Genomic DNA, 25,021 nt, shown 5'->3' with positions numbered 1-25,021 from the left:
AGGATTTCTACAGAGCCTAAATTTAATTAAAAAAGAGCATGGCTTAAATTATATTCCTAAGTTTCATAAAGATATTGAATTGTTAAAAAATTTTTATATTGCTCCTGTAAGAAATACATTCTTTTTAGCTATAAATACAAAAACTAATGAAATTATTGGTTCCATTGGTATAAGAGAATATGATCGAAAATCTGAATGTTTTGAAAATAATTTTTCAAGAAAATCAACTGCTAGTTTTTATAAAGTTTTTGTTGATGAAAAATATCGAAGAAATGGAATAGCTTCTGCTTTAGTTAAAAAAGCAGAAAAATTTTGTTATAATCAGGGATATAATGAAATATATTTACATACTCAAAATATTGTTGATGGGGCTTTGTTTTTTTGGAATAAAATGAATTTCAATATCATATTTAAAGTAAATGATAAGTTAGATACTGTGCATATGTCTAAAAATATTTATAGGGCGCCTTTAAAACTTTATGATATCTCATTAACTTCAATTCAAGCTAAATAATTTATTTTATTAATATTATCATTAAATATTCATGATTTTTTCTTTTTTTATTTAAAATTTAATTTTGTACTATTTAATTTAGTAGATATCATTTTTGGATTAATTATTTTAAATTTTAAGTTTTTTATTATTATTTTAGCTTTGTTATAAGAGAATATTCTTTTAATTTATTAAATTTGCATTGATTTATTCTTGAATGATAAAATATTCTTATTTTAGTTTTATTTTATTTTTTTATTATTATTTTATTAATTTTTAAAAAATATAACCGATTATTAAAATCTTTTAAATAATTATTATCTAAATTTGAAGTATTACTATTTTATCTAAATTTATATTTAAATTATTACTAACAAAATCTTTATAAATGATATTTTAATAAATAACTTAATTGTCAAGTAATTTTTAACTTAAAAATTTATTAATGGGCTTGATTTTTAATATTAATCATTTAAATAAAATATTTGTAATACTCCATATATAAATAAAATTATAAAAAGTATTACTTGTATTTTAAAACAGAAAAAAATAATTTGGGAGGATTAAAAATATGCATATACCTGACGGTTTTATTCCACTTTGGCAATGTGCTATTTACTATGTAATTTTAATAATTGCACTTTACTTTGCATCTAAGTGGGCACGTAATAACCTTAATGAGAAACGTATTCCTTTATTGGCTGTATTAGCAGCAGGTATATTTGCTATAATGTCAATGAACATGCCTATTCCATTTGGTACAAGTGGACATATGGTAGGTGGAACATTAGTAGCATTAGTATTTATGGCTCCAGAAGCAACAGTACTTGTATTTACAGTGGTTTTACTTGTACAAGCTTTATTCTTTGGTGATGGAGGTATCACTACTTTGGGAGCTAATGTACTTAATATGGGTATTATAGGGGGTGCAGTTGGTTTATTTACTTTTAAAGGTTTACGTAAATTTATTGGAAAATATCCTGCAATTGGAGTGGGAGCATGGCTTGCGACTTTTATAGCTGCAGAAGCTTGTGCAGTAGAAATGGCACTTGCTGGAACTTTCCCTTTAAATATAGGTTTAGCTTCTATGGGTCTTTACCATGCATTCATAGGAGTAATAGAAGCTATTTTAACAATTATTGTTATTGCTGCTCTTGAAAAATACAGACCTGACCTATTAGCTTGGAATGATAAATCAACAAGTAAAAATGTGGAGGTTAATTAAATGAAACAAAAAGACAAAATTTTAATTGTAATTGCTATTATAGTTTGTGTTGTTTTAGCATGTCTTTCTCCTTTCATTGCATCTGGAAATCCTGATGGATTAGAAAAATCCGCAGAAGATTCTGGTGTTGGTGAAGCAAGTGCATTTTTACAATCACCATTTCCAGATTATACTTTTGAACCATTAGGAAAATTAGGTGAAATTGGTGTTTTAATAATTGGTACATTAATAGTTTTAGCACTAGGATATGGTGTTGGGGAAATTGTTAAAAGACGGAATTAAATTTAAATAGGAAGAACTTAAATAAAATAGATAATAAGTTAGTTATTAATTATTTTTAACTAATTTATATTTATTTTTTAAAAAATTTAATATTCTTTTAATTCTTAAATAAAATTAAAAAAATAATATTGAAAACTTATTTTTAATAAATAATTATTAATAAATAATGAATTTATTAACTTAAGTAATAAATTGATTATTTGTAATATGAAATGGGGTTAGTTAATGGTGAATATAAATGATGCACTCGATTTGGATGTTGTAAGTGCACAAAATAATGTTATTCATAATTTGGACGGAAGAGTAAAATTAATATCTGTACTTTTTATAATAATATATTCAGTTTTTTCTAATCAATTATTTGTCCCTATAATTTTAGAAATATTCTTGTTAATTGTAATGGGTCTTGCAAAATTATCATTTAAAGCTTCATTTACACGTATTTTATTATTGATCCCATTTGGTGGGGCAATTATACTATTTCAACCATTTATTCATCCTGGAAATATAATATGGGTTAGTTCTATTTCATGGATTCATATTACCGATGCTGGACTTAACTGGGGAATTATTTTAATGTCTAGATTAATTGTTTGTTTAACTGCAATAGTCATATTGTCATCTACAAGTCCAATGCAAGAAGTTGTTGAATCATTTAGAAAATTAGGAATGCCTCGAGATTTAGCCATGATTTTAAGTATTATGGTACGTTTTTTATTTATGTTTATTGATGAATTAGCACAAATAAGAAAATCACAAAAATCTAGAAACTTTGATATTCATAGTAAATTAACTCCTTATAAATGGAGAATAAAACAAGTAGGTTATACAGTAGCCATGATGTTTTTAAAATCTTATGAAAAAGGAGAAACAACATATTCAAGTATGGTAAGTAGAGGATTTTCTAATGATTCTCAATTTTATGTAAGTAGAAAGAAAATGACAAAATCAAATTATGTTTTCATAATATCTATTGTATTATTAATTTTATTTATAGAAATTTTAGTTATATTTTATGCACCACAATTAGGATATTTTGGTTTACATTTTACAGCAACATAAAGAAATAATTATTGGGAGGAAATTATTATGTCAGAACCTATTTTAGAAACTCAAGATTTAACATTCACATACCCTGATGGTACACGGGCATTAAAAAATATAAATATGAGTATTAATAAGGGAGAGAAAGTAGCAGTTATGGGGGCTAATGGTGCAGGTAAATCAACTTTATTCTCCCATTTTAATGGATTATCCCAACCAACAAGTGGGATTGTTAAAATTAATGGGGAAGAAATGAAATATGATAAAAAGAGTTTGCTTAAAATTAGGCAAAAAGTAGGGGTAGTATTTCAAAACCCTGATGACCAATTGTTTGCCCCTACAGTTCAAGAAGATGTAGCATTTGGTCCAATGAATTTAGGTTTAGACTTAAATGAAGTGGATAAAAGAGTTGAAAAATCTTTAAAAATGGTAGGAATGGAAGGTTTTGAGGAAAAACCTCCTCATCATTTAAGTGGAGGTCAACAAAAAAGAGTGTCTATTGCAGGAATTATTGCAATGGATCCTGAATTAATGATTATTGATGAACCAACAGCAGGTTTAGATCCTCAGGGTGTTGATCAAGTTTTAACAATCCTTAATCACTTAAATGAAAAGGGCATGACTTTGCTTGTTTCTTCTCATAATGTTGAACTTATAACAGAATTTGCAAATAAAATTTTTATTGTTCATGATGGTGAAATTATTAATGAAGGATCTACTAATGATGTATTTTCTAATCATGAAATTCTAAAAAAAGCACATTTAAGACCTCCAAAAGCTAGTGAAATATTACATAAGTTGCAAAAAGAGGGGTTAAATGTCCAACCTAATAAATTAACTACTCAAGAAGCCTGTGATGAAATTATTAAAGCTAAATTAAGCAATCATTAATTAAATTTTTATGGAGTTGTTATTATATGAGTTGTTGGAAATATTGGCCAAAAATTGAGGAAATTGCTGAAAAACTTGAAGAATATGGTGTTGATTCTTTAAATGATTTAAATACTTTAGATGATGTGAATTTAAATGAAATCACCATTTTATTGGATGAAATCGAAGTTATTGCTCATGATGAAGAAATTGATTTTGATTCAGCAAAACATATATTAGATAATGTTCGGATGAATAAAGCATTAAAACTTATCAGAAAATTTTATTTATATATTGGTGCAAGATTAGAAACTGAAAATGCTATGGATATTATTCAATCTAAAGACCCTTATCAAACTTTAGATACTTTTCATTTTTATGAAAGATATGAAGGTTTATTAATTAATGAATCTAAATTAGCTAAGTTTAGTAAAGATAAAACCTTTGTGTTTATTGGTAGTGGACCATTACCTCTTACATTAATATTATTTAGACAAGCATTTGGTTGTAATTGCATTGGTATTGAAATTCAAGAAGATGTTGCTGAATTATCTCGTGAGGTTATAGCTAAATTAGGATTATCTGCTGGTATTAAAATTGTTGTTGGTGATGAGACTAAATTAAAAGATCTTGATTATGATATTGTGATGGTTGCAGCATTTGCTATTCCTAAAGATAAAGTTTTTGCTAATGTTTGGGAAACTGTTGATATAAATACTCCAGTTCTTGTTAGAACTTATAGTGGTATGCGAGCTATTCTTTATGCTCCATTAACTGATAAAGATATAAGAGGATTTCATAAAGAGGTTATGCTTTTACCTATAGGAAATACTAACAATACAAGTGTATTACTTAGAAAAGTAGTTTAAATATTTTTTCATATCTTAAACTTTCTATTTTTTATTAAAATTACTAAGTATATGAATAATCCTATTATGAAATATAATATAACTTGAATGTCTAATATTCCTGTTTCTACTCCAAGTATTGTGTAAGTTAATAATAATGCATATATGAATAAGTAAAATGAATTTTTAGTTTTTTCCACTATTTTAAATCCTATTCCTAATATAAAACCTATTAATCCCATTCCGATTGCAACACCTATTCTTCCAAAATCTACAATCATTGGTCCTATTATTGTAGGTGTTACTGTAACTTCACTTCTCCAAGCTATTAGTTTTCCAATCATCATTCTGGGTCCAAGAGCACTACCTGGTAGTGAGCTAGCTATTAGTTTTCCATGTAATAATCCATAATCTCCGGATACACTATTTATTAGATTTAATACATGTAATGTGAAATCTGCTCTTGATTGTAATGTTGATATTGGGCTTGCTCCTTTTGTTATAGTTCCTTCTTCAATTACACGATAATAACCAATTCCTACAATTGCACCTATACCAATTAATGCAGCTATTACAACTTCCCATAGAGAAAGTATTTCTCCATAATATCCCATGATTATAAGGAGTAATAAAACTGCAAGTAGCGGGGTTCTATAAGCTAAAGTTAAAAATATGACTGCACTAATCATAAACAGAATTAAAAATCTGAATCTAACTTGAGTTCTTGAAATAATATTTTTTTTATAATCCATTAAATAACAGCTTGCTATCATTCCAATTCCAGGTATCATTAAAAATATAGGCATTGTTAATGCAGGAGAAAGTTTATATCTTAAACTTGAATGGATTATAGGTAATCCTCCAGCTTTACCTATACAAAGAATAAAGAATATTAATCCGAGTAATATCAGGCAGAATCCTATTGAATATATTTCTTTTCTTTTAAAATTAAATAATTCAATATCTTTGTTTAACAAGTATTTTGGTATTAATTTTGCACCTATAAAAAAGGTTAAAAATGCTATTAAAAGATTTATTTCTAAACTCCAACTTACAGGGGTAAAAGAAAGAAGTAAAAATATGGTAAATACAACGATTACAATCAATGGACTAAATAGATATTTATTCAATATTTTACTTTTTTTAAAGAAAGATAAAAAGTTTTCTTTAGGATAAAAACTTTTAAAAAAACTGTTGATCCATGCATCTTCAAAATATTTTAAAATATTAAATATAGTAATGAATAAGAATGATTCTTTTACTTTACTTGTAATACTTTCTGTAATATGGGTTAATATATTATAAATGGTGCTCATATTTTTCACATATTTTTAGAAATTCTTATGAAATATATCCAACATTTGTCACGTTATAATTACTTTCAATATTTTCTAAAGTAGTGTTATTACAATTATAAATACGTAACTTTATTGAGTCAGTTTTACCATCAAGTTGGTTTAGAATATTGCTTGCAATGTTAATTTCTTTTCCTGTTGCTCTAATAATTTCTATTTGGTCTTGTAATGCAGCATTTTCAGGTTTAATACATATTCTGCAATGATTTTCATATAATTGATTTGTAATTTCTTGGTAAGTTTGAGTATCTTTAGTTGAAGATGCAACTGTTGTTGAAATCTCATAATTTGTACCATTAGGTATTCCTTTTATCAATTCATTTAAAGTATTAATATTCATTGGACTTATTGTGCATTCTACAGTATTATTATACTTTGAACCATTTTTTTCAAGTGTTAATTCATCAATATAAATATCTGCATTTTTAACATCATTATATACTGCAGCTAAATATTTGTGTCCTCCAGAGTCAATTAACAATTTTGTATTTGCTCCGGAATCATCATCTTCCCACAGTACAGTACCATTTATATTAATATTTTTCCCATTACTTGCATTATATCCTTCAATAGTAGTAGTTATAATGTCTCCTTCTAAATAATATTCAGAATATTTTTGTCCAACTTTACTCATTGTTGTACTATCAATTGATGTAGATTCAGTTCCATTATCATCTGTTGCTATGTAAATAAATGCAAAACAAACTGCTAAAATAATACATAGGATTATAATCCAATCAATAATAGTTAATTTTTTTAAAAATCCAGGTAATTTCATTTTTTTCAAAACCTTTTAGTTATATATTATGCTTCTTTATGAATGGCACCACAAGGACATATTTCTAAGCATTTCCCACAGTTGTTACATCCTTCTAAGATAACTACTGAAAATACATTTCTTTTTATTATATTTAATGGGCATAAGTCTATACATTTTTCACAAATACCACAAGCTTCATTATCTATTATCAAATTGTGTCACCAAATTATTTTAATTATTGATACTATTTTATTTTTAATTAATAAATAAGTTTAGAATTGATTTAGTTTTTAAAATTTTTTAAAAAACGTTACCTTTATATATGAGATAAATCTTAAATTAATATGTTGTAGTATGCAGGGGTGCCCGAGTGGCCAAAGGGGGAGGACTTAAGATCCTCTGGTATAGGCCTTCGAGGGTTCGAATCCCTTCCCCTGCACTTTTATATTAATCAAAATCATTTTTTTATCAAGTTTATTACTAAAAGGATGATTTATTCTATTTTTAACACATGTACCAATTTATTGCCTTAGTGGCTCAGCCGGTAGAGCGCCACCTTGGTAAGGTGGAAGTCGGGGGTTCGAATCCCCCCTAAGGCTCTTAATTTTTGGAGAATTTACTTATTTCATATTTTAATAACTATTTTTTACAGTACTAATTTTATATTAATCAAATAATTTCTTAATTTATTTTAAAAATAGATAATTTTATTAATTTATAAAACAAATATATAAAAGAATATAAAATTTTACATTTAAACACCAAAAAATCATAAGAGAATTATGATTATTTTATTAAAAAAAGTATAATAGACTTTATTGGAGGGTAAAATGTCTAAAAAAACAAAACATTTTAATATTTTAATGGCAGGAGTAATTTCTGGTATAGTCGCAATAACCACCGCAACTTTAGGACTAACTGGGACTGTCATAGGATCTGTATTAAGTTCAATAATTTATCAATTATTATCAACTTATTCTGAAGAAAAAATTGACACATATTCAAGAGATGGTATAAAAGTTAAGAAGTTAGAAACAAATATTGGTGGAGAAGTTGTTTATTTGCTCCCTATAGTTGTTATAACATTAATTGAATTAGTCTATTTATTAACTACATTCCATTATAATTTTGTTGAAATCTTCAATTTACTTGAAACCGCAACAAATCAAAATCTTTTCCGTGTTATGGGTTTAGGTATGATAGTTTTAAGTTTTTACCCATTCTTCCGTTCTAATAACATTCCGAAAAAAAATGGAGTGTTAGTATTTTTCACTGGTGGAATTATACTACTTAGAGGATTAGTAGATGTTAACAATGTCTTCTTCTCTTTAGTGGGTAAAGTATTTGATAAATTTGATTTTTTCGCTACATTAATAATATTATTATTACTATTAATCATTATAGTTGGTGTAATAAGCAGTATATTTAATGCACGTAACGAAAATAAAGATAATGGTTATGATAATGAATACCGAAATCAGTATAGATCTTCAAGAAATCCACGAGATTATGACCCATTAGATTTTGATGAATTAGAAATGTCAAGAATTCAAAAATCTAGAAGAAACAGAAATTATGAGAATGATTATAATCGGGAGTATATTCCTAATAAACGAGTGGTAAATGAAGAGGATTATCAAAATTATCATAATCCTAAAAATTCATCTTCAAATTATTCAAATAAGTCTATGAATGCTTCTGATAAAACTAAAAAATTTTTTAATAATAAATTCAATGATAAAAAAAGATAAAAATTTTAAATTTTATTTTTTTAATTCTTTTTCAATTTCTTTTTCTTTCCATTCACTACCTTTTTTAGGGAATAAAATAACTTTTATAAATTCAATTACTACAAAAATTCCCCAAATTATACTTACCCAATAGAACCACCAAGTTCCGGGGCTTGTAAAATAATTTATTGCTAATAATAAAATATTTACTATGATATATATTGAAAGATGCTTGTAAAATCTAATTTTGCTCTCTACACGTTGTTCTGCTTTTTTATATTCTTTGCTTTCATAATCTACCATTTTCATCACAATTTTATTTATATATAATTTTATTGCCGATATTAAATTTTATTCACATTGAAAAATTTTATATTTAATATAATTTAAACTATTTAATGTAAAACATTTAATTATTAATTTAATTATTATATCATTATTCGATTTAAATAAATATTATTAATTTAATTATCTGTTTTTTTTATTTAATATTTAAAAAAAATTAATTATGGGAGGATAAATTTTATGACAAAATTTTTTCATAAAATTATTCTATTATTAATGTTGTTCTTAATGGTATTTTGTGTAATACCATTTGTTGCTGCTGAAAATGTAGAAAATAATAATTCAAGTTTTAATAATAATATTGCTATTGATTCTAATAGTAATTATTTAAGTTCTAATTATGATTTGTATGTTTCTTCTGATGTAAATACCTCAGGTAATGGATCAAAATCTAATCCATTTAAAACAGTTCAAGAAGCATTAAATGCTAATACTGGAGGTCAATCAATTTATGTTTCTAAAGGAATATATAATATAAGTAATTATGAATTAACTAAAAATGTGAAATTAATCGGAGAAAATTATTCAAATACTGTAATTAGTGGAGATAATGCTACTCATATTTTCATTATAAATAATCAAGTTACAATTAATTTAAATAATTTAACCTTTATTAATGGAAATACGATTTCATCTCAAGAAGTTGGTGGAGCCATTCAAAAAAATACAGGTACTTTAACTATTAATAATTGTATTTTTGAAAATAATTCCGCTCAATATGGAGGAGCTATATATAATCTTATAGGGGAATTAACAGTAAATAACTCTAAATTTATTAATAATTCAATTATTAATAGTGGTTGTGATGGGGGTGCAGCTATTTATGATTTATATGGTACTGGAAATATTTATAATACATTATTTATAGATAATATTGCTTATAAGCAAAATGGGGGAGCCATATATCAAAATAAGGGATATTTAAATTTGTACAATTCTACTTTTATAAATAATCAAGGTACTGGTATTGGTATAGGTGGGGCTTTGTACTTAAACGATAGATCTTATTCTAATATAACTAACTGTATTTTTAAAGGGAATTCTGCTTCTCAAGCAGGAGCTATATACTCTGCAAATGCTCTTAATGGTATGATTGGGTCTTGTTTAATTTATAACTGTATATTCGATAGTAATAAAGCTAATTTCTATGGAGGTGCTATTTTTAATTACTGGTACTATAGTTTAATGACAGTAGAAAATTGTATGTTTTCAAATAACACTGCTAAGTACGGGGGAGCTTGTTATAATCAATATTCTGTATTAACCTTAAAAAATAACACTATTAAAAATTGTACAGCTTTAGAAAGTGGTAACAAGATTTATAATGACGGAATTTTAAGTAATGCTTATCTCACTTTACTAAATAATCAAACTATTAAAGTAGAAAAAGGTGAAATTGTAAATATTACAGCTTCACTCACTGATGATAATGGTAATGAAATAACTGCAGGAATTGTTAATATTTTGGTTAACGGTATTTCTATAAATAATTTAACAGTTAATGAAGGTTTAGTTTACTGTAATTATACAGTTAATAAATTAGGTGAATCATTAATTGAAGGTAATTATTCACAAGCACAAAATACTATATTAAAAACTGCTATTTTAAACACCAATACTTCATTAAAAACAGTTTTAATAGGTGAAAATTTAACAGAAAATTATGGTCAAGGGTTAAATTACACTGCTAAATTATTAGATATTAATGGAAATCCTTTAATCGGTTATCATGTTGCTTTAAATTTAACCAATCCTCTTAATGGTTTAAGTAAAGTTTATTGGGCTACAACAGATACTGAAGGTAAACTATTTTTAGAAATTAATCTTTTCCCTGGACAGTATACTGTTCAAGCATCTTTTTCTGATATTGAAGGTTACTTAGCTAGTACTTGTAATAATTCTATTGTTGTAAATAATGTTGATAAAGTATCTACACTTTTAAGTGTTAATAAATTTGTAGGTACTTATGGAGAATTGAAAAATTTAACTGGAGTATTGCAAACAGTTTCTGGGGATAAATTAGCAGGTCAACATATTGCTTTAAATTTAACTAATCCTCACAATGGTTTAAGTAAGGTTTATTGGGCTACAACTGATGATAAAGGGGAATATCAATTGCCTATTAATTTATATTCTGGCGATTATATTGTAAAATGTTTTTATTATGGTTCTACTGATTATACTTCTTCTTTTAATAATACAAGTATAATTGTAAACCTTTAATTTTTTATTTTTTTTAGTAATGTTTATTAATTTGAATTTATTAAAATAATTTTAGTTAAATCTAATTTTTGCTGATTTTTATGGTGAATAAAGGAAATAGTACTTTAAAAGATATTTTGGACATAATTTTATATGAAAATCCATCTACTCAAGATGAAATTGCTGATAAGTTAGGTATTACTCGTCGTTATGTTACTCAATTATTACAACCTCTTGTTAAAAAGGAAATTGTTAAAAGGGCTTATATTATTGATTTAAAAAAATATGAAGAGTTATATGGAAATAATACGAATTCCCCAGAGTATTCTAGTAATTTATTGATTAAAAATATGTTACAAAATATGAGCGATCACGTTAAACAGGAAGTAGAGGTTGCTTTTAATTCTATTGTTGAAAATGATAAGAAAATAGCTGAAGATGCTCTTGAAATGGATTATACTACAAATAATCTCTTTGAAAAGGTTCGTTATTCTGTTGAAACTATTGTTAATATTGATCCTCATTCTAAAGTTTCTAAAGTTTCTGTTTATAATGAAGTTGCTTATGATTTAGAACGTATTGGTGATTATTCTGCCCATCTTGCTAAATTTACTGTTAATGATGATTTAGCTGTGGATGAAGATGTTTTGAAATTTTTAAAAAAGATGCATAAAGCTGCTCAAAAATCTATAGATATTTCTATGGAAGCTTTTATTGATGGTAAATTAAGTGTTAAAGGGGATCTTATGGATAATGAAGAAAAGATTCATACTTTACAGAAAGATGCAATGAATTGTATTGCTTTTCAAATGGCAGATACTAGTTTTGATGATACTCAACATTCTAATTATTATTTGTACTTGTCTCGTGTTGTTAAAGCTTTTGAACGTATTGGGGATATTAGTGTTGAAATTATGGATACTGCAGCTGAATTTCATAAAGATATTCCTCGCCCTATTACTCCACGGTCTTTTCGTGAATAAGCTTTTGCTTTAAGCTTATTTTTATTCCTATTTTGTGAATTTTGTGTATTTTTATATCACTTCTTTTTTACATTTAGTTCCTATTTTGTGTATTTTCATTCACATTATGGAAACCTTTATATATATAAAAATCAACCTTTTAAATGGGTGAGAATGATATATGAAAAAAAATAAAAAAATAGCAATACTTGCTATTATAATTATAATAGCTGCAGCTTTATTGATTGTTACAACATCAAGTGCTCAAAAAATAGATATTGTAGGCTCAACTAGTGTACAACCAGTAGCTGAAAAACTTGTATCTGAATACAACCAAACCCACTCTGGAGTAGAAATCAACGTCCAAGGTGGAGGATCTAGTGTAGGGATAAAAAGTGCCCAAGATGGTACTGCAGATATAGGATCTAGTTCTAAAGAAGTAAAAGGTTCAGATGCAAGTGGATTAAAACAATATGAATTAGGTAAAGATGGTATAGTCATTGCTGTAAATAATGAAAATAGTATTTCTGACTTAACTACAGACCAATTAAAAGGTATTTACTCAGGTAATATTACAAATTGGAACCAAGTTGGGGGAAATGATGGGGAAATTAATTTAATTACTAGAGAAGAAGGATCAGGAACCTTAGATGCATTCCAAAAATTAGTCTTAGGAAATGATTCAATGAAAAAAGATGCAGTAGTACAAAGTTCTACAGAAGCAGTAAAACAATCTGTAGCACAAGATCCAAATGCAATTGGATTTATATCATATGCTCATATGAGTGATGATGTAAAATCCGTAAGTGTTGATGGAGTATCTCCATCAGACAGTACAATAAGTGATGGATCTTATAAATTACAAAGACCTTTCATATTTTTAACTAAAGGTGAACCTACAGGAGAAACTAAAAAGTTCCTTGATTGGGTCATGAGTGATGAAGGTAAAAAAGTGTTACAACAAGAAAAAATTGTGCAATCTACTGCATATATTTAAAAGTTTAATATTAATAGAATTATATCACTAAAAAAAATATTATGAAATTTTAAAGAATTTCTTCTCTTTTTTCCTTTTATTTTTTTAAAATAAAATTATTTTCTTCACAAAAAAGATATGTGGTTTAATACTTATTTCTTATTAATTAAATTTTAAAAAACTAAAAGTGGATTTTTTTATGAAATCAAAGTATAAATGGATAATTGGAATAATCATAGTAATAATAATTGCTTTGTTACTTGTCGTACCAGGTATGAATGTTCAAAGGATGGACATTGTAGGTTCAACAAGTGTACAACCTTTAGCTGAAGAATTAGCAGATGCTTATGATACAAACCATTCTGATATTAAAATTAGTGTTCAAGGAGGAGGTTCTGGAATGGGTATAAGAAGTACTCATCAGGGAATCGCAGATATTGGGATGAGTTCTAAAGAATTGGATTCTTCAGATAAACAAAATATAACTGAAGTGGAATTAGGTAAAGAAGGAATAGTCATTGGTGTGAATAATGGTAATAACATTTCAGATCTTTCAAGTTCACAAATTAAAGGTATTTTTAATGGAAATATAACAAATTGGAAAGAAGTTGGAGGTCCAGATCAGGAAATTCATGTTATAACTCGTGAAGAAGGATCTGGTACAAGAGATGCTTTCACAAGTCTTATCATGGATAAATCGGATATAATGTCTTCAGCTATAGTTCAAAGTTCTACCGAATCAGTTAAACAAGCAGTTTCAACAGATCCAGGGGCTATAGGGTACATGTCTTTTGCTCATATGTCTAATGATGTTAAATCTCTTTCAGTTGATGGTGTTCAACCTTCTGAAGAAACTATATCTAATGGGGATTATGAACTTCAAAGACCTTTCTTGTTCCTTATTAAAGGAAAACCTACTGGTGAAGTAAATAAATTTTTAGAATGGGTTAAATCTCCTGAGGGAACAAAAATAATTGAAGAAAATAAGATTATTCCAGTATCATGAAGAATTGGTACTTTTTATAGAAAAATAGATGAAATTAAAAAATTATCATGTTATTAATATATTTTAATAAAAAAAAGTTATGGGGTATGAAATGGGAGAAAAAACTTTTTCAGAATTGTTTATAGAGAAAGGCTTGTTATTAACAGCTTGTTTTTCTATTTTAATAATTCTTGTAATAGTGGCATTCATATTAATTCAAGGATTTCCTGCATTTCAAGATTATGGATTTTTAAATTTTATTTTTGGAATGGATTGGGCTCCTGATTCCAATCAATATGGTGTTTTCACTATGATTGTTGGTTCATTAGAAGTTACATTACTTGCATTGCTTATGGCTGTGCCATTATCAATCTTATGTTCCATATTCATGGCGGAAGTTGCTCGCGATAATGTAAGAAAATTTTTACAACCAGTAATTCAAACATTAGCTGGAATTCCAAGTGTAGTATATGGATTTTTTGGTTTAATTGTTTTAGTGCCTATAATTAGAAATAATTTTGGGGGAACTGGGTTTAGTATTTTAACAGCTGCAATTATATTGGCGATAATGATTTTACCTACAATTATTAGTGTATCTCAAGATGCACTTCGTAGTGTTCCTAAACAGTTTAAAGAAGCTTCATTAGGTTTGGGTGCTACAAATTGGCAAACAATTCGTCATATTATTTTACCTGCGGCGCTTCCAGGTATTGTAACTGCAGTAATTTTAGGTATGGGTCGTGCAATAGGTGAAACCCTAGCAGTTATAATGGTTGCAGGTAATGTTACTCAAATTCCAGGATCTATTTTTGAACCAGTTAGAACTTTAACTTCTAATATAGCATTAGAAATGGGTTATGCAACAGGTTTACATTATAATGCATTATTTGCAACAGCAGTAGTATTATTCATAATCATAATGATTTTATTATTGTTTACTAATTGGATTCAACGTAAATATAAAATGGACATCGGGGGTGGGGGTTTATGATTTATGAGAAAATCAATATTCAAAAAAATATTAGAGTCCCACGTCGTGTTATTGGAACAAAAAAAATTTTAGAAGAAATAGATTCTTGTGATTATTATAATATAATGTATTCAAAAAATATTAAAAACTATATTAAGGAGGAATATTAAATGTCATTTAAAATTTGTAGTTCAAAATCTTCAGATAAAATAATGAATAAAATTTTTATTTTATCTGGTATAGTGACATTAGGTATTCTACTTATTATTTTAGGTTATATTCTAGTAAAAGGGTTACCTGTAGTTAATTTGGAATTTTTATTAGGTAGTCCTATAGATTCTGGTAAATCTGGTGGAATATTACCTATGATTATATCTTCCGTATATGTGACTTTAATTGCAGCTGTGATTGCAACTCCTCTGGGTGTTGGGGCTGCTGTGTATATGGTTGAATATGCAGGTGAAAGTAAAATTGTTAATTTAATTCGTTTTGGTGCAGAAACCTTATCAAGTATTCCTTCAATTGTATTTGGTTTATTTGGTTTAGCATTTTTCGTGGTATTTCTAAATTTAGGATGGTCTATTCTATCAGGAGGGTTAGTCCTTGCTATTATGGCGGTTCCAACTGTATTTCAAGTTTCTGAAGTTGCTATAGCTTCTGTTCCTAATACTTATCGTCAAGCATCTTTAGGTTTAGGTGCTACTAAATGGCAAACTATAGCTAATGTTGTTATTCCGGCTTCAATTCCGGGAATTGTGACTGGTGTAATACTTGCTATGACAAGGGCTATATCTGAAGCTGCTGCTGTTATGTATGCTGTTGGTTCAGCACTTTCAGTGCCTATATCCATATTTGATCCAGGACGTCCTTTACCTCTCCATTTATATATTTTAGCTACTGAAGGAATTTCAATGGATAATGCATTTGGTACAGCTGCAGTTCTAGTAATAATTGTTCTTATACTAACATTTGCTACTAATTACTTAGTTAATAGATATCAAGAAAAAATGATGGGGAAATTTTAAAATTTAAGGAAGGTTTTGTAAATGAATAGAATTACAGTAAAAAATTTGAACACAAAATTTGGAGATAATCACATATTAAAAAATATTAATATGCAAGTTCCAGAAAATACAGTCACTGCACTTATTGGTCCTTCTGGTTGTGGTAAATCTACTTTTTTGAGAACTTTAAATCGTATGAATGATTTGATTCCTTCATTTAATCATACAGGTGAAATTTATTTAGATGACACTGAAATTTATGGTAAAAATATTGATGTTGTGAATTTAAGAAAAAGAGTAGGGATGGTTTTTCAAAAAGCTAATCCATTTCCTAAATCAATATTTGATAATGTAGCGTATGGTCTTAGAATCCATGGAATAGAAGATGAAGATTTTATTGCACAAAGGGTTGAAGAAAGTTTAAAATCTGCAGCTATATGGGATGAAGTTGAATCTAAACTTTATGATTCTGCTATGAGTTTATCTGGTGGACAACAACAACGTGTTTGTATTGCCCGTACAATTGCTAATAAACCTGAAGTTATTCTTATGGATGAACCATGTTCTGCTTTAGATCCAATATCAACTATTAAAATTGAAGATTTGATTAATCGTCTTAAAAAAGAGTATACTATTTTAATTGTTACACATAATATGCAACAAGCTACACGTGTTAGTAAATATACTTCTTTTTTCTTAAATGGTGAAATTATTGAAAATAATTTAACTTCTGAACTTTTCATTAATCCTCGTGAAGAAAAAACTGAGGAATATATTACTGGAAGATTTGGTTAAACAGTTAAGTTTGAATTATTTACTAAATATATATAATATTATAATTGTGGAGATGTGATGATGAATAAAATTTTTCCTAGTATTTCATTTAAAAATCAAATGAAGAATATAAATAAAGATTCTGAAAAATTAGGACAGCTTGTGATTGATTCTCAGAGTGAATGTATAGATTTGCTTGAAAGTTATGATGAAAATAAATTTAATGATTTAAAGAGAAAAACTGATGAAATTGATGTTTTTACTATTGAATTAGAACGTAAATGTATTAGGTTTATTGCTAGTGAACAACCTTATGCTAGTGATTTAATGTATATTGAATCTTTAATACGTAATATTAGTCATATTAAACGTGTTGGTCATTTATCTTTGAATATTGCAGATTCTATTAGTAAAATTAATTTTGATTTAGTTCCTGAGAAACTTGTTAAAGAATTAGCTTTTATGAGTGATTATGTTCATTTAATGTTAATTAAATCTATTAAGGCCTTTCATAATCATGATTTAGAAAAAGCTAGAGAATTAAGTACTGATGATGATAAGGTAGATGAACTTTTTGATAATGTACTTACTAGATCTACTAATTTAATGAGTGAAAGTACTGAGGGTATTGAAAATTTTGTTCAATTAATTTTTATTGCAAGATTTTTAGAACGTTCTGCTGATAGAGCTGTTAATATTTCTAATCGTACTATTTTCATGTTAACTCTTAAAAGACCTGATATTAAACCTTTAGATAATGAAAATGATGAAGATTTATAGGGTAAATAATAATTTTTATTATTTTATTTTTTAAACTTTTTATCTTGTTTTATTTCTTTTTTTTAATTATTTTTTTTAATTATAATGATTAATCATGACTATGTTTTTATTTTTTTCAATTTTTATTAAATGTTCTTATATTTTATTTTCTTCTTTTATTCATTTTATACTATATATTGCTTATTTAAATGATTTTTGATTTGTTATTCTTTATTTTATTTTTGTTTTGCTTTTTATGGCTTGTTTTATTTAATTTAAGATGTTTTTTCTATTTTTGAATATTTTTTATTTTTTTTACTAATTTTTTAAAAATTTTATAATAAAAATACTAATTTTATTACTTTTTTCTTTTATTGTTCCTTTTTTAGTTCTGTTTTTTCATAATTTTATATTTACTATAAAAGTATATATATTATTTAATTTAAATGATTAATTATGACAAAATGGAGGAAAATATTATGATTGAAATTCGCTTTCATGGTCGTGGAGGACAAGGTGCTGTAACTGCAGCTGAAATTTTAGCAAAAGCAGCATTTGAAGATGGAAAATTTTCTCAAGCGTTCCCATTCTTCGGAGTAGAAAGAAGAGGGGCACCGGTCATGGCTTTTACTAGAATTGACTCAAAACCTATAAAAATCAGATATCAAGTATACAATCCTGATTATGTAATGGTTCTAGATGATGGATTACTCAATGTTGTAGACATTTATTCTGGAATAAACAAAGATGGTGAAGTAATTATAAATACTACTAAAGAATTAGATTCTAAAGATGTGGAAGTATTTGATATTGATGCAACTGGTATTGCATTAGATAACTTAGGTAGAAACATAGTAAATACCATTATTTTAGGATGCTTTGCTAAAAGAACTGGTGAAGTAACCATTGAATCTATTATAAAAGTAATTAAAGAAACATTCCCTGGAAAAATAGGGGAAAAGAATGCAACTGCTTGTAAGATTGCATATGACTTAGCTTAAAAAATTTTTAAAATTTTTTTATTAAAATTAAAATTTATTTTAACGTATTATCAAAAAAATTATAAAAAGGTGATATAAATGGATACTATTGGAGGAGCAATAGCCAATCCCGGAAATACCCGTATTAATAAAACAGGTAGTTGGAGAACCTTTAAACCAACACTTAATAAAGATGAATGTGTTGATTGTGATAACTGTATCCTGTTCTGTCCAGAAGGATGTATAAATAAAGATCATGATATAGATTACGATTATTGTAAAGGCTGTGGAATTTGTAAAAATGAATGTCCAGTAAAAGCTATTGAATTAGCGAGAGAAGAATAAAAAGGAGATTATTTATGACAAAAAAAGTTATGACATCAAATGAAAGTGTAGCTACTGCTGTAAAGTTAGCTAAACCTAAAGTAATTCCTGTTTATCCTATAACTCCACAAACAACAATATCTGAAACATTAGCACAATATGTAGCTGATGGAGATCTTGATGCTGAATATATTAGAGTTGAATCTGAACATAGTGCAATGAGTGCAACTTTAGGAGCTTCTGAAGCTGGAGTAAGAGTATTTACTGCTACATCTTCTCAAGGATTAATGTTTATGCATGAAGTAGTATATGCTGCTGCTGGAATGAGAGCACCTATTGTTATGGCTGATGCTAATAGAGCAATTTCTGCACCATTGAATATTTGGAATGATCATCAAGATGCAATAGCAGAAAGAGATTCTGGATGGATACAAATCTTTGTAGAAGATGCTCAAGAAGCATTAGATACAACTTTAATGGCTTATAAAATAGCTGAAAACGAAAATGTATCTTTACCTGTAATGGTTTGTTTAGATGGATTTATTTTAACACATACTGTAGAACCTGTAGAAATTCCAGAACAAAGTGATGTAGATGAATTTTTACCACCTTATGAACCGGTACATCAATTCTTAGATCCAGAAAAACCAATGAGTTTAGGTAATTTTGCAGATACTAAATCTTATACTGAATTAAGACATGATATTCAAAAAGCTTTAGATTATTCTAAAGATGTAATTACTGATGTTGGTAAAGAATTTGGTGAAAAATTCGGTAGAGAATATGGTCTTATTGAAACTTATAAAACAGAAGATGCTGATATTATAATTGTTTCAATGGGAAGCCTTTGTGGTACTATTAAGGCTGTTGTAGATGATTTACGTGATAAAGGTGAAAAAATAGGATCATTAAGAGTTAGATCTTACAGACCTTTCCCATATGAAGAAATTGAAGAAGCAACTAAAAATGCAAGTAAATTAGCTATAATTGATAAAAATGTATGTTTCGGTGTTGGAGGAGCATTATATAATGATATCAAAGCTCGTGTTGGTAAAGAAGCTTATGATTTTATAGCTGGTTTAGGTGGAAGAGATATTACTCGTGAAACAATTTTAAAAGTTGTTGAACAAACCAAAAATCCTGTTAAAGATGTTAATTGGATAGATCTTAAGGAGGACTATTAAAATGGAAGTACCTGAAATAGAATTATTAGCACCAGGTCACAGAGGTTGTTCTGGTTGTGGAGCTAGTATTGGAGTAAGACTTGCTCTTAAAATGTTAGGTAGAAATACTGTAGCTATAGCTGCTACAGGATGTTTAGAAGTTATGACAACTCCTTTCCCTGAATCTGCATGGGAAGTTCCTTTTATTCATGTTGCTTTTGAAAATGCCGCATCTGTTGCTTCTGGTGTAGAAGCAGCACTTAAAGCTCAAGGTAAAGAAGATGTTAATGTAGTAGCTTTCGGTGGTGATGGGGGAACTGTAGATATAGGTCTCCAAGCATTATCTGGGGCAATGGAAAGAGGTCATAACATGTTATATATTTGTTATGATAATGAAGCTTATATGAACACGGGTATTCAAAGAAGTGGAGCAACACCTTATGGTGCAAGTACAACTACTTCTCCTGCAGGTAATGTTAGTTTTGGTAAAACAGAAACAAAGAAGAACATGCCTCTTATTATGGCAGCTCATGGAATACCTTATGTTGCAACAGCAAGTATTGCTTATCCTGAAGATTATATGAAGAAAGTTAAAAAAGCATCTGAAATAGATGGACCGTCATATATACATTTACATCAACCATGTACTACTGGTTGGGGATTTGATCCAAGTAAAACTATTGAAATTGGTCGTAAAGCTGTTGAATCTGGTGCATGGTCTTTATATGAGATTGATCAAGGGGAATTTAAAGTAACTTATAAACCTCAAAACAGAATTCCTGTTATGGATTATTTAAGTACTCAAAAAAGATTCAGACATCTTAAACAAGAACAAATTGATCAAATACAATCTTATGTTGATTCAAATTGTGAAGAATTAGGAATATAAATAATAGAAGGAGGTAACTCTTTTGGAAAAATTATTAGTACAAAGTGAATTATGTGATGGTTGTTTAGATTGTGAAAAAGCTTGTGAAGGTATTCATGGTGTTAAAAATATCACTATTCATGATGTAGGTGACAGTTATTATCCAATACGTTGTCAACAATGTGAAGATGCTCCTTGTGAAACTATATGTCCTACTGGTGCTATGACCAGTGAAGGTGTTGATGCAACTAAATGTATAGCTTGTGGTTTTTGTTCCATGGTTTGTCCATTCGGTAGTATTTCAATAGCTTATGGAAGTTCTCATAAATGTAATCTTTGTAAAGATCGTGAAGATGGTCCAGCTTGTATTCAAGCATGTAGTAAACGAGCTATTGCTCTTGTTGATATTGAAAATCTTAAAGATAAAAAACAGAGTGCACATGTTGCTAAAATTCAAAGTTTAGGTAAAAAACCTAAACGTAAAGGTGTTTTATCTCTTGTAACAAGTGCAACTAAAAATAGTGCTGCTATGGATAAGGAGAGTGAATGAGTATGCGTGAATTGAATTTAACTCCAGAATTATGCGTAGATTGTGGAAAATGTGAAAGAAATTGTCCAAATAATGCAATTCATGTTAATGAAGGAATACCATTATTCTGTATGCACTGTGATCCTAATCGAGCTCCTTGTCTTCATTCATGTCCAGAGGGCGCTATTGAAGAGTTAGGTGGAGCTATAATTATCAATGAAGATAAATGTATAGGGTGTGGAACATGTACAACTGTTTGTCCTATTGGTGCCATAAACATTGATGAGGTTGGAACCGCAAAAAAATGTGATTTATGCTTTGATAAAGAATCTCAAGCATGTGTAGATTCTTGTCCAACTAAAGCATTAACTAATGACATAGAAGAAATTATTCAAGAACGTCAAGAAAAAGTTTCTGAAGGATTAGTTAAAATTCAAAGCATAATGAAATAAAAAATTTATATTTAAGATTTTTTTAGATTATTTTTTCTTTTTTTCAAATTTTTTTTACTATTTTTTAATAAATTATTTAAATTTGTTTGTATAATATTTAATAGAAAAACTATTAAAAATTTTATTTTTTTAAGGGAATATTTTTATGATTACAGAAAAACTTATTGAAGATACAATTTTCCAACTTTATAAAAAAGCAGCTATAGAAGTTAGAGATGATGTAAAAAATGCACTTGAAAATGCACTAGAACAAGAGGACAATGATTTAGGAAAACTAAACATTAATAATATTCTAAAAAATGTAGAATTAGCCTTTAAGAATCAAATACCTATGTGTCAAGATACTGGCTTACCCATAATTTTTGTTAAACTTGGAAATGTCAAATGTGAAAATTTAGTTAAAGCTATCCAAAATGGGGTTAAAAAAGCTACTAAAGATGTGCCTTTACGACCTAATGTTGTAGACCCATTAACTAGAGAAAATACGGGTACTAATATTGGGGATGGTATTCCTCAAATAAATATTGATTTAATAGATGAGCCCTATGTGGAATTCACAGTTTTACCTAAAGGTTTTGGTTCAGAAAACAATAATAAATTAAAAATGGCATTACCTGCTGAAGGTATTGAAGGAATTAAAAATTTTGTAATAGAATCTGCTTTAGCTGCAGGTGGAAAACCTTGCCCTCCAATGATTGTTGGAGTTGGAGTTGGTGGAACTAGTGATATGGCTATGAAATTAGGTAAAAAAGCTTTATTAAATAATATTGGTGAACATAATCCTAATGAAGAAATAGCTAAAATTGAATCAGAAATTTTAAGTGAAATTAATAAAAAAGGTAAAGGACCAATGGGAATGGGTGGACGCACAACTGCTTTGGATGTTAAAATATTAACTGCAAGTACACATACAGCAGGATTACCTATTGGGGTAGTTATCCAATGTTGGGCTCATAGACATGCTACAACTCGTTTATTTAATGAATAAATTTAATTAAATTTTTAGGAAGTAACTAAATTGAAAGTTCTTATAATTACAGGAAAACTTGCTTATCCTTTAGTAAAAGAAAAAGCAGACAAGAGTAAAGTTGATACAATTGTTCATATTGCAGATAATACTCAGGTAGCAGCATTTTTAACTCCTAATAAAATTATTAAAGAAATCAAAAATAATTTTGCTAATCAATTGGATACTGTTGATTTTATTATTGCTCCAGGTTTGATGAGAAAATCTACAACTGAAATTAAAGAAGCATTTAACATACCTACTTTTAAAGGATCTACTGATGCAGCAGATTTACAAATGGTTCTAGATTTAATGGAAGATTTAGAATTATCTGAAGTTAAAGCTGCAGATAGGTTGATTGAAGAAGAAAAGCGCAAACAAGCATTTGAATTAATTAATAATTATGAAAATGATAAAATTAATGTAAATAATTTACTTAAAAAATCAGAAAATATTCTTGTTAAAAATTTACCTGTAGGTGAAGACTTTCCAATGCGAGTATTATCTGAAATTGCAAATGCTCCGGCTTTATCTAAAGAAGATTTAATTAAAAAAGCAGAATACTTTATTGCTTCCGGTTCAGATATGATAGATATTGGTATGCTGGCTGGTGAAGATCGTTCTGAAGATATACCTTCTTTAATTGATACATTAAGGCTGATTGTTGGGGATAAACCTTTAAGTATTGATACTTTAAATCCCAAGGAAATAAAAATTGCTGTTGATTGTGGAATTGATATGGTATTAAGCTTAGATCATGGGAATTGTGAAGAATTATTACCTTTATTAAAAGAACATAATGTTCCTGCAGTATTGCTTCCAACAAATTATAATGAGGGATTTGTACCTCATACTCCTAAAGAACGTATCGACTCTATGAAAAAGCTTATTAAAAAGACTGAAGGCTTGGATATTATTGCGGATATGGTTTTAGATCCAATTAATAGTAATAGTCTTGTTGATTCTATAACTGCTTATAATGATTTTCATAAGCAATGTAAAAGACCAATGTTTTTTGGTATTGGGAATGTTATAGAATTAATGGATACAGATTCTGTAGGAGCTAATGCAGTACTTTCAGGTTTAGCCATGGAATTAGGGGCAAGTATACTTTTTACTCCTGAAGAAAGTGCTAAAACTGCAGGTAGTGTTCATGAATTGGCAGTTGCTAGTAAAATGATGTTTTTAGCTAAAAAAAGACATTCTATACCTAAAGATTTAGGTATTGACTTATTGGTTTTTAAAGATAAAAGAAAACATAATAATTTATCAGAACAATATAATGTTCCTTTAGAAGAAGCTAGTGAATGTAAAAAATTTAAAAGGGATCCTAAAGGTAGTTTTAAGATTCGTGTAAGTTATGGTAAAAATGTTGAGGATAGTAAAATTATTGTAACACATTTTACTAAAACAAAGCCAGATATTTCTATTTCAGGATCTTATGCTAAAGAAATTTATGATGAACTAGTTAAAAAAGGATTAGTAACCAGATTAGAGCATGCTGCTTATTTAGGAAGTGAATTAGAAAAAGCTGAAATTGCTATGATTACTGGTAAAGATTATATTCAAGATTTTCCTTTATTTAACCATCCATTAAAATTAAATTAATCTTTTTAATTATTTTTATATTTTATCAATAATTGGGGATATTTTTGAATCAAGGTTATTTAATTCAGATTCTTTAACCATTAAAGTTTCTAAAGGTTCTTTTCCAATAATCTCACTCATTTTATTAAAAGTTTTTTCACCCTTATCGGATTTACTTGTTGCAACATATATTACATTTTTAAATTTATTTGCATTTTCATTGATGTAAGCTAATATTGGTGAAGACATAGTTCCTGCCCATATTGGTGTTGCTAAAATAATACAATCATAATCTTCAGGATTATAATTAGTTTTTTCTATTTTAATCTTTTTTCCAATTGCAGAATCTTTACCGCCTTTTATATAACCAATTTTTCCAGAATAATTAGTTTTTGGTATTATTTCTTCAATATCGCATGAAAGTTTATTTTGTATTCCTTCAGCAACTTTTTTAGTATTATTTGTTCTTGAATAATATGTAATTAGTGTTTTCATTTTTTTTCATCTCTTAAAGTCTATATTTTAAGG

Annotated in this window: 29 protein-coding genes and 2 tRNA genes; 26 read left to right on the top strand and 5 right to left on the bottom strand. The window is 27.6% G+C overall.

Annotation, left to right across the window (positions count from 1 at the left end):
* From BP769_RS00435 to BP769_RS00410, 6 genes are all read left to right on the top strand, one after another.
* Positions 1-514, top strand: a 514-nt coding sequence (locus tag BP769_RS00435; RefSeq protein WP_413861773.1) for a GNAT family N-acetyltransferase, incomplete at its 5' end; no start/stop codon positions are given.
* Positions 515-1,064: 550 nt separating this feature from the next.
* Complete coding sequence (gene cbiM / locus BP769_RS00430) at positions 1,065-1,718, top strand: cobalt transporter CbiM (RefSeq protein ID WP_409198015.1); 654 nt, start codon at positions 1,065-1,067, stop codon at positions 1,716-1,718.
* Positions 1,719-2,000 (top strand): PDGLE domain-containing protein, encoded by a 282-nt coding sequence (locus BP769_RS00425; protein WP_409198014.1) that lies wholly within the window; start codon positions 1,719-1,721, stop codon positions 1,998-2,000. It begins immediately after the preceding gene.
* Between the two features lie 225 nt (positions 2,001-2,225).
* On the top strand, positions 2,226-3,062 hold the full coding sequence (cbiQ, locus tag BP769_RS00420; RefSeq protein WP_413825654.1) for a cobalt ECF transporter T component CbiQ: 837 nt from the start codon (positions 2,226-2,228) through the stop codon (positions 3,060-3,062).
* A gap of 27 nt (positions 3,063-3,089) precedes the next feature.
* Positions 3,090-3,935 carry an ATP-binding cassette domain-containing protein gene (locus tag BP769_RS00415; RefSeq protein WP_409198012.1) on the top strand — a complete coding sequence of 282 codons (846 nt, stop codon included), beginning with the start codon at positions 3,090-3,092 and terminating at the stop codon, positions 3,933-3,935.
* Positions 3,936-3,961: 26 nt separating this feature from the next.
* Entirely contained in the window at positions 3,962-4,783 is an 822-nt protein-coding gene (locus BP769_RS00410) for a nicotianamine synthase family protein (protein ID WP_413825658.1), read from the top strand.
* Positions 4,784-4,791: 8 nt separating this feature from the next.
* Here BP769_RS00410 and BP769_RS00405 read toward each other — a convergent pair whose 3' ends face one another.
* Genes BP769_RS00405 through BP769_RS00395 form a run of 3 tightly spaced genes read right to left on the bottom strand, consistent with a single transcriptional unit; the run spans position 4,792 to position 7,089 of the window.
* Positions 4,792-6,078 (bottom strand): oligosaccharide repeat unit polymerase family protein, encoded by a 1,287-nt coding sequence (locus BP769_RS00405; protein ID WP_409198010.1) that lies wholly within the window; start codon positions 6,076-6,078, stop codon positions 4,792-4,794.
* A 25-nt stretch (positions 6,079-6,103) separates the two neighbouring features.
* Positions 6,104-6,895: an adhesin gene (locus tag BP769_RS00400; protein WP_409198009.1), complete on the bottom strand. Its 792-nt coding sequence runs from the start codon at positions 6,893-6,895 to the stop codon at positions 6,104-6,106.
* A gap of 26 nt (positions 6,896-6,921) precedes the next feature.
* A complete protein-coding gene (locus BP769_RS00395) occupies positions 6,922-7,089 on the bottom strand; it encodes a 4Fe-4S dicluster domain-containing protein (RefSeq protein WP_413825660.1) in 168 nt (55 codons plus the stop codon).
* 144 nt (positions 7,090-7,233) lie between these two features.
* Here BP769_RS00395 and BP769_RS00390 point away from each other — a divergent pair.
* From BP769_RS00390 to BP769_RS00380, 3 genes are all read left to right on the top strand, one after another.
* Positions 7,234-7,316, top strand: a tRNA-Leu gene (locus tag BP769_RS00390).
* Positions 7,317-7,403: 87 nt separating this feature from the next.
* A tRNA-Thr gene (locus BP769_RS00385) sits at positions 7,404-7,476 on the top strand.
* A 231-nt stretch (positions 7,477-7,707) separates the two neighbouring features.
* Positions 7,708-8,628 carry a hypothetical protein gene (locus BP769_RS00380; protein WP_413825662.1) on the top strand — a complete coding sequence of 307 codons (921 nt, stop codon included), beginning with the start codon at positions 7,708-7,710 and terminating at the stop codon, positions 8,626-8,628.
* Between the two features lie 12 nt (positions 8,629-8,640).
* On the opposite strand, the gene BP769_RS00375 is transcribed toward BP769_RS00380, so the two are convergent.
* Positions 8,641-8,910 carry a 2TM domain-containing protein gene (locus BP769_RS00375; protein ID WP_409198006.1) on the bottom strand — a complete coding sequence of 90 codons (270 nt, stop codon included), beginning with the start codon at positions 8,908-8,910 and terminating at the stop codon, positions 8,641-8,643.
* A 222-nt stretch (positions 8,911-9,132) separates the two neighbouring features.
* Between BP769_RS00375 and BP769_RS00370 the strand changes: the two genes are divergently transcribed.
* The 17 genes from BP769_RS00370 to BP769_RS00290 all read left to right on the top strand — a co-directional run bounded on the left by BP769_RS00370 (position 9,133) and on the right by BP769_RS00290 (position 24,514).
* Positions 9,133-11,175 carry a hypothetical protein gene (locus BP769_RS00370; protein WP_413825664.1) on the top strand — a complete coding sequence of 681 codons (2,043 nt, stop codon included), beginning with the start codon at positions 9,133-9,135 and terminating at the stop codon, positions 11,173-11,175.
* An 83-nt stretch (positions 11,176-11,258) separates the two neighbouring features.
* Positions 11,259-12,137, top strand: a complete 879-nt coding sequence (locus BP769_RS00365; RefSeq protein WP_413825712.1) for a phosphate signaling complex PhoU family protein — start codon at positions 11,259-11,261, stop codon at positions 12,135-12,137.
* Between the two features lie 160 nt (positions 12,138-12,297).
* Positions 12,298-13,113: a phosphate ABC transporter substrate-binding protein gene (locus BP769_RS00360; RefSeq protein ID WP_413825666.1), complete on the top strand. Its 816-nt coding sequence runs from the start codon at positions 12,298-12,300 to the stop codon at positions 13,111-13,113.
* 178 nt (positions 13,114-13,291) lie between these two features.
* A complete protein-coding gene (locus BP769_RS00355; RefSeq protein WP_413825668.1) occupies positions 13,292-14,098 on the top strand; it encodes a phosphate ABC transporter substrate-binding protein in 807 nt (268 codons plus the stop codon).
* A gap of 91 nt (positions 14,099-14,189) precedes the next feature.
* The gene (gene pstC / locus BP769_RS00350; protein ID WP_413825671.1) at positions 14,190-15,068 is read left to right on the top strand and encodes a phosphate ABC transporter permease subunit PstC; all 879 of its coding nucleotides are present in this window, start codon (positions 14,190-14,192) and stop codon (positions 15,066-15,068) included.
* Positions 15,065-15,217, top strand: coding sequence for a hypothetical protein (locus BP769_RS00345; RefSeq protein WP_409198001.1), 153 nt, complete (start codon positions 15,065-15,067; stop codon positions 15,215-15,217). The genes pstC and BP769_RS00345 overlap by 4 nt, the downstream gene beginning before the upstream one ends.
* Complete coding sequence (gene pstA / locus BP769_RS00340) at positions 15,218-16,072, top strand: phosphate ABC transporter permease PstA (RefSeq protein ID WP_413825673.1); 855 nt, start codon at positions 15,218-15,220, stop codon at positions 16,070-16,072.
* Positions 16,073-16,093: 21 nt separating this feature from the next.
* The gene (pstB, locus tag BP769_RS00335) at positions 16,094-16,846 is read left to right on the top strand and encodes a phosphate ABC transporter ATP-binding protein PstB (RefSeq protein ID WP_409197999.1); all 753 of its coding nucleotides are present in this window, start codon (positions 16,094-16,096) and stop codon (positions 16,844-16,846) included.
* Positions 16,847-16,903: 57 nt separating this feature from the next.
* On the top strand, positions 16,904-17,605 hold the full coding sequence (gene phoU, locus BP769_RS00330; RefSeq protein ID WP_409197998.1) for a phosphate signaling complex protein PhoU: 702 nt from the start codon (positions 16,904-16,906) through the stop codon (positions 17,603-17,605).
* A 458-nt stretch (positions 17,606-18,063) separates the two neighbouring features.
* Positions 18,064-18,585, top strand: coding sequence for a pyruvate synthase subunit PorC (gene porC / locus BP769_RS00325; RefSeq protein ID WP_409197997.1), 522 nt, complete (start codon positions 18,064-18,066; stop codon positions 18,583-18,585).
* A gap of 78 nt (positions 18,586-18,663) precedes the next feature.
* Positions 18,664-18,909: a pyruvate synthase subunit PorD gene (porD, locus tag BP769_RS00320; RefSeq protein WP_409197996.1), complete on the top strand. Its 246-nt coding sequence runs from the start codon at positions 18,664-18,666 to the stop codon at positions 18,907-18,909.
* A 14-nt stretch (positions 18,910-18,923) separates the two neighbouring features.
* A complete protein-coding gene (porA, locus tag BP769_RS00315; protein WP_413825675.1) occupies positions 18,924-20,072 on the top strand; it encodes a pyruvate synthase subunit PorA in 1,149 nt (382 codons plus the stop codon).
* 1 nt (position 20,073) lies between these two features.
* Entirely contained in the window at positions 20,074-20,940 is an 867-nt protein-coding gene (porB, locus tag BP769_RS00310; protein WP_413825677.1) for a pyruvate synthase subunit PorB, read from the top strand.
* 22 nt (positions 20,941-20,962) lie between these two features.
* Positions 20,963-21,469, top strand: coding sequence for a 4Fe-4S dicluster domain-containing protein (locus BP769_RS00305; protein ID WP_409197993.1), 507 nt, complete (start codon positions 20,963-20,965; stop codon positions 21,467-21,469).
* Positions 21,466-21,900, top strand: a complete 435-nt coding sequence (locus BP769_RS00300; protein WP_413825680.1) for a 4Fe-4S dicluster domain-containing protein — start codon at positions 21,466-21,468, stop codon at positions 21,898-21,900. Before BP769_RS00305 ends, BP769_RS00300 begins: the two co-directional genes overlap by 4 nt.
* A gap of 145 nt (positions 21,901-22,045) precedes the next feature.
* Positions 22,046-22,888 (top strand): fumarate hydratase, encoded by an 843-nt coding sequence (locus BP769_RS00295; RefSeq protein ID WP_413825682.1) that lies wholly within the window; start codon positions 22,046-22,048, stop codon positions 22,886-22,888.
* A gap of 30 nt (positions 22,889-22,918) precedes the next feature.
* On the top strand, positions 22,919-24,514 hold the full coding sequence (locus BP769_RS00290) for a dihydropteroate synthase-like protein (RefSeq protein WP_413825684.1): 1,596 nt from the start codon (positions 22,919-22,921) through the stop codon (positions 24,512-24,514).
* Between the two features lie 15 nt (positions 24,515-24,529).
* Here the strand turns inward: BP769_RS00290 and BP769_RS00285 are convergent, their stop codons facing one another.
* The gene (locus BP769_RS00285; protein WP_413825686.1) at positions 24,530-24,988 is read right to left on the bottom strand and encodes a flavodoxin family protein; all 459 of its coding nucleotides are present in this window, start codon (positions 24,986-24,988) and stop codon (positions 24,530-24,532) included.
* Between the last annotated feature and the right edge of the window lie 33 nt (positions 24,989-25,021).

The organism is Methanobrevibacter sp. UBA417, assembly GCF_002508845.1.
Classification (GTDB): Archaea; Methanobacteriota; Methanobacteria; order Methanobacteriales; family Methanobacteriaceae; genus Methanobrevibacter_A; species Methanobrevibacter_A acididurans.
This window is presented reverse-complemented; position numbering and strand designations above follow the sequence as displayed.

Excerpts from the sequence above, each read along its gene's own strand:
- cbiM (WP_409198015.1), top strand. The coding sequence starts at position 1,065 with ATGCATATACCTGACGGTTTTATTCCACTTTGGCAATGTGCTATTTAC.
- BP769_RS00425 (WP_409198014.1), top strand. The coding sequence starts at position 1,719 with ATGAAACAAAAAGACAAAATTTTAATTGTAATTGCTATTATAGTTTGT.
- cbiQ (WP_413825654.1), top strand. The coding sequence starts at position 2,226 with ATGGTGAATATAAATGATGCACTCGATTTGGATGTTGTAAGTGCACAA.
- BP769_RS00415 (WP_409198012.1), top strand. The coding sequence starts at position 3,090 with ATGTCAGAACCTATTTTAGAAACTCAAGATTTAACATTCACATACCCT.
- BP769_RS00410 (WP_413825658.1), top strand. The coding sequence starts at position 3,962 with ATGAGTTGTTGGAAATATTGGCCAAAAATTGAGGAAATTGCTGAAAAA.
- BP769_RS00405 (WP_409198010.1), bottom strand. The coding sequence starts at position 6,078 with ATGAGCACCATTTATAATATATTAACCCATATTACAGAAAGTATTACA.
- BP769_RS00400 (WP_409198009.1), bottom strand. The coding sequence starts at position 6,895 with ATGAAATTACCTGGATTTTTAAAAAAATTAACTATTATTGATTGGATT.
- BP769_RS00380 (WP_413825662.1), top strand. The coding sequence starts at position 7,708 with ATGTCTAAAAAAACAAAACATTTTAATATTTTAATGGCAGGAGTAATT.
- BP769_RS00375 (WP_409198006.1), bottom strand. The coding sequence starts at position 8,910 with ATGGTAGATTATGAAAGCAAAGAATATAAAAAAGCAGAACAACGTGTA.
- BP769_RS00370 (WP_413825664.1), top strand. The coding sequence starts at position 9,133 with ATGACAAAATTTTTTCATAAAATTATTCTATTATTAATGTTGTTCTTA.
- BP769_RS00360 (WP_413825666.1), top strand. The coding sequence starts at position 12,298 with ATGAAAAAAAATAAAAAAATAGCAATACTTGCTATTATAATTATAATA.
- BP769_RS00355 (WP_413825668.1), top strand. The coding sequence starts at position 13,292 with ATGAAATCAAAGTATAAATGGATAATTGGAATAATCATAGTAATAATA.
- pstC (WP_413825671.1), top strand. The coding sequence starts at position 14,190 with ATGGGAGAAAAAACTTTTTCAGAATTGTTTATAGAGAAAGGCTTGTTA.
- BP769_RS00345 (WP_409198001.1), top strand. The coding sequence starts at position 15,065 with ATGATTTATGAGAAAATCAATATTCAAAAAAATATTAGAGTCCCACGT.
- pstA (WP_413825673.1), top strand. The coding sequence starts at position 15,218 with ATGTCATTTAAAATTTGTAGTTCAAAATCTTCAGATAAAATAATGAAT.
- pstB (WP_409197999.1), top strand. The coding sequence starts at position 16,094 with ATGAATAGAATTACAGTAAAAAATTTGAACACAAAATTTGGAGATAAT.
- phoU (WP_409197998.1), top strand. The coding sequence starts at position 16,904 with ATGATGAATAAAATTTTTCCTAGTATTTCATTTAAAAATCAAATGAAG.
- porC (WP_409197997.1), top strand. The coding sequence starts at position 18,064 with ATGATTGAAATTCGCTTTCATGGTCGTGGAGGACAAGGTGCTGTAACT.
- porD (WP_409197996.1), top strand. The coding sequence starts at position 18,664 with ATGGATACTATTGGAGGAGCAATAGCCAATCCCGGAAATACCCGTATT.
- porA (WP_413825675.1), top strand. The coding sequence starts at position 18,924 with ATGACAAAAAAAGTTATGACATCAAATGAAAGTGTAGCTACTGCTGTA.
- porB (WP_413825677.1), top strand. The coding sequence starts at position 20,074 with ATGGAAGTACCTGAAATAGAATTATTAGCACCAGGTCACAGAGGTTGT.
- BP769_RS00300 (WP_413825680.1), top strand. The coding sequence starts at position 21,466 with ATGAGTATGCGTGAATTGAATTTAACTCCAGAATTATGCGTAGATTGT.
- BP769_RS00295 (WP_413825682.1), top strand. The coding sequence starts at position 22,046 with ATGATTACAGAAAAACTTATTGAAGATACAATTTTCCAACTTTATAAA.
- BP769_RS00285 (WP_413825686.1), bottom strand. The coding sequence starts at position 24,988 with ATGAAAACACTAATTACATATTATTCAAGAACAAATAATACTAAAAAA.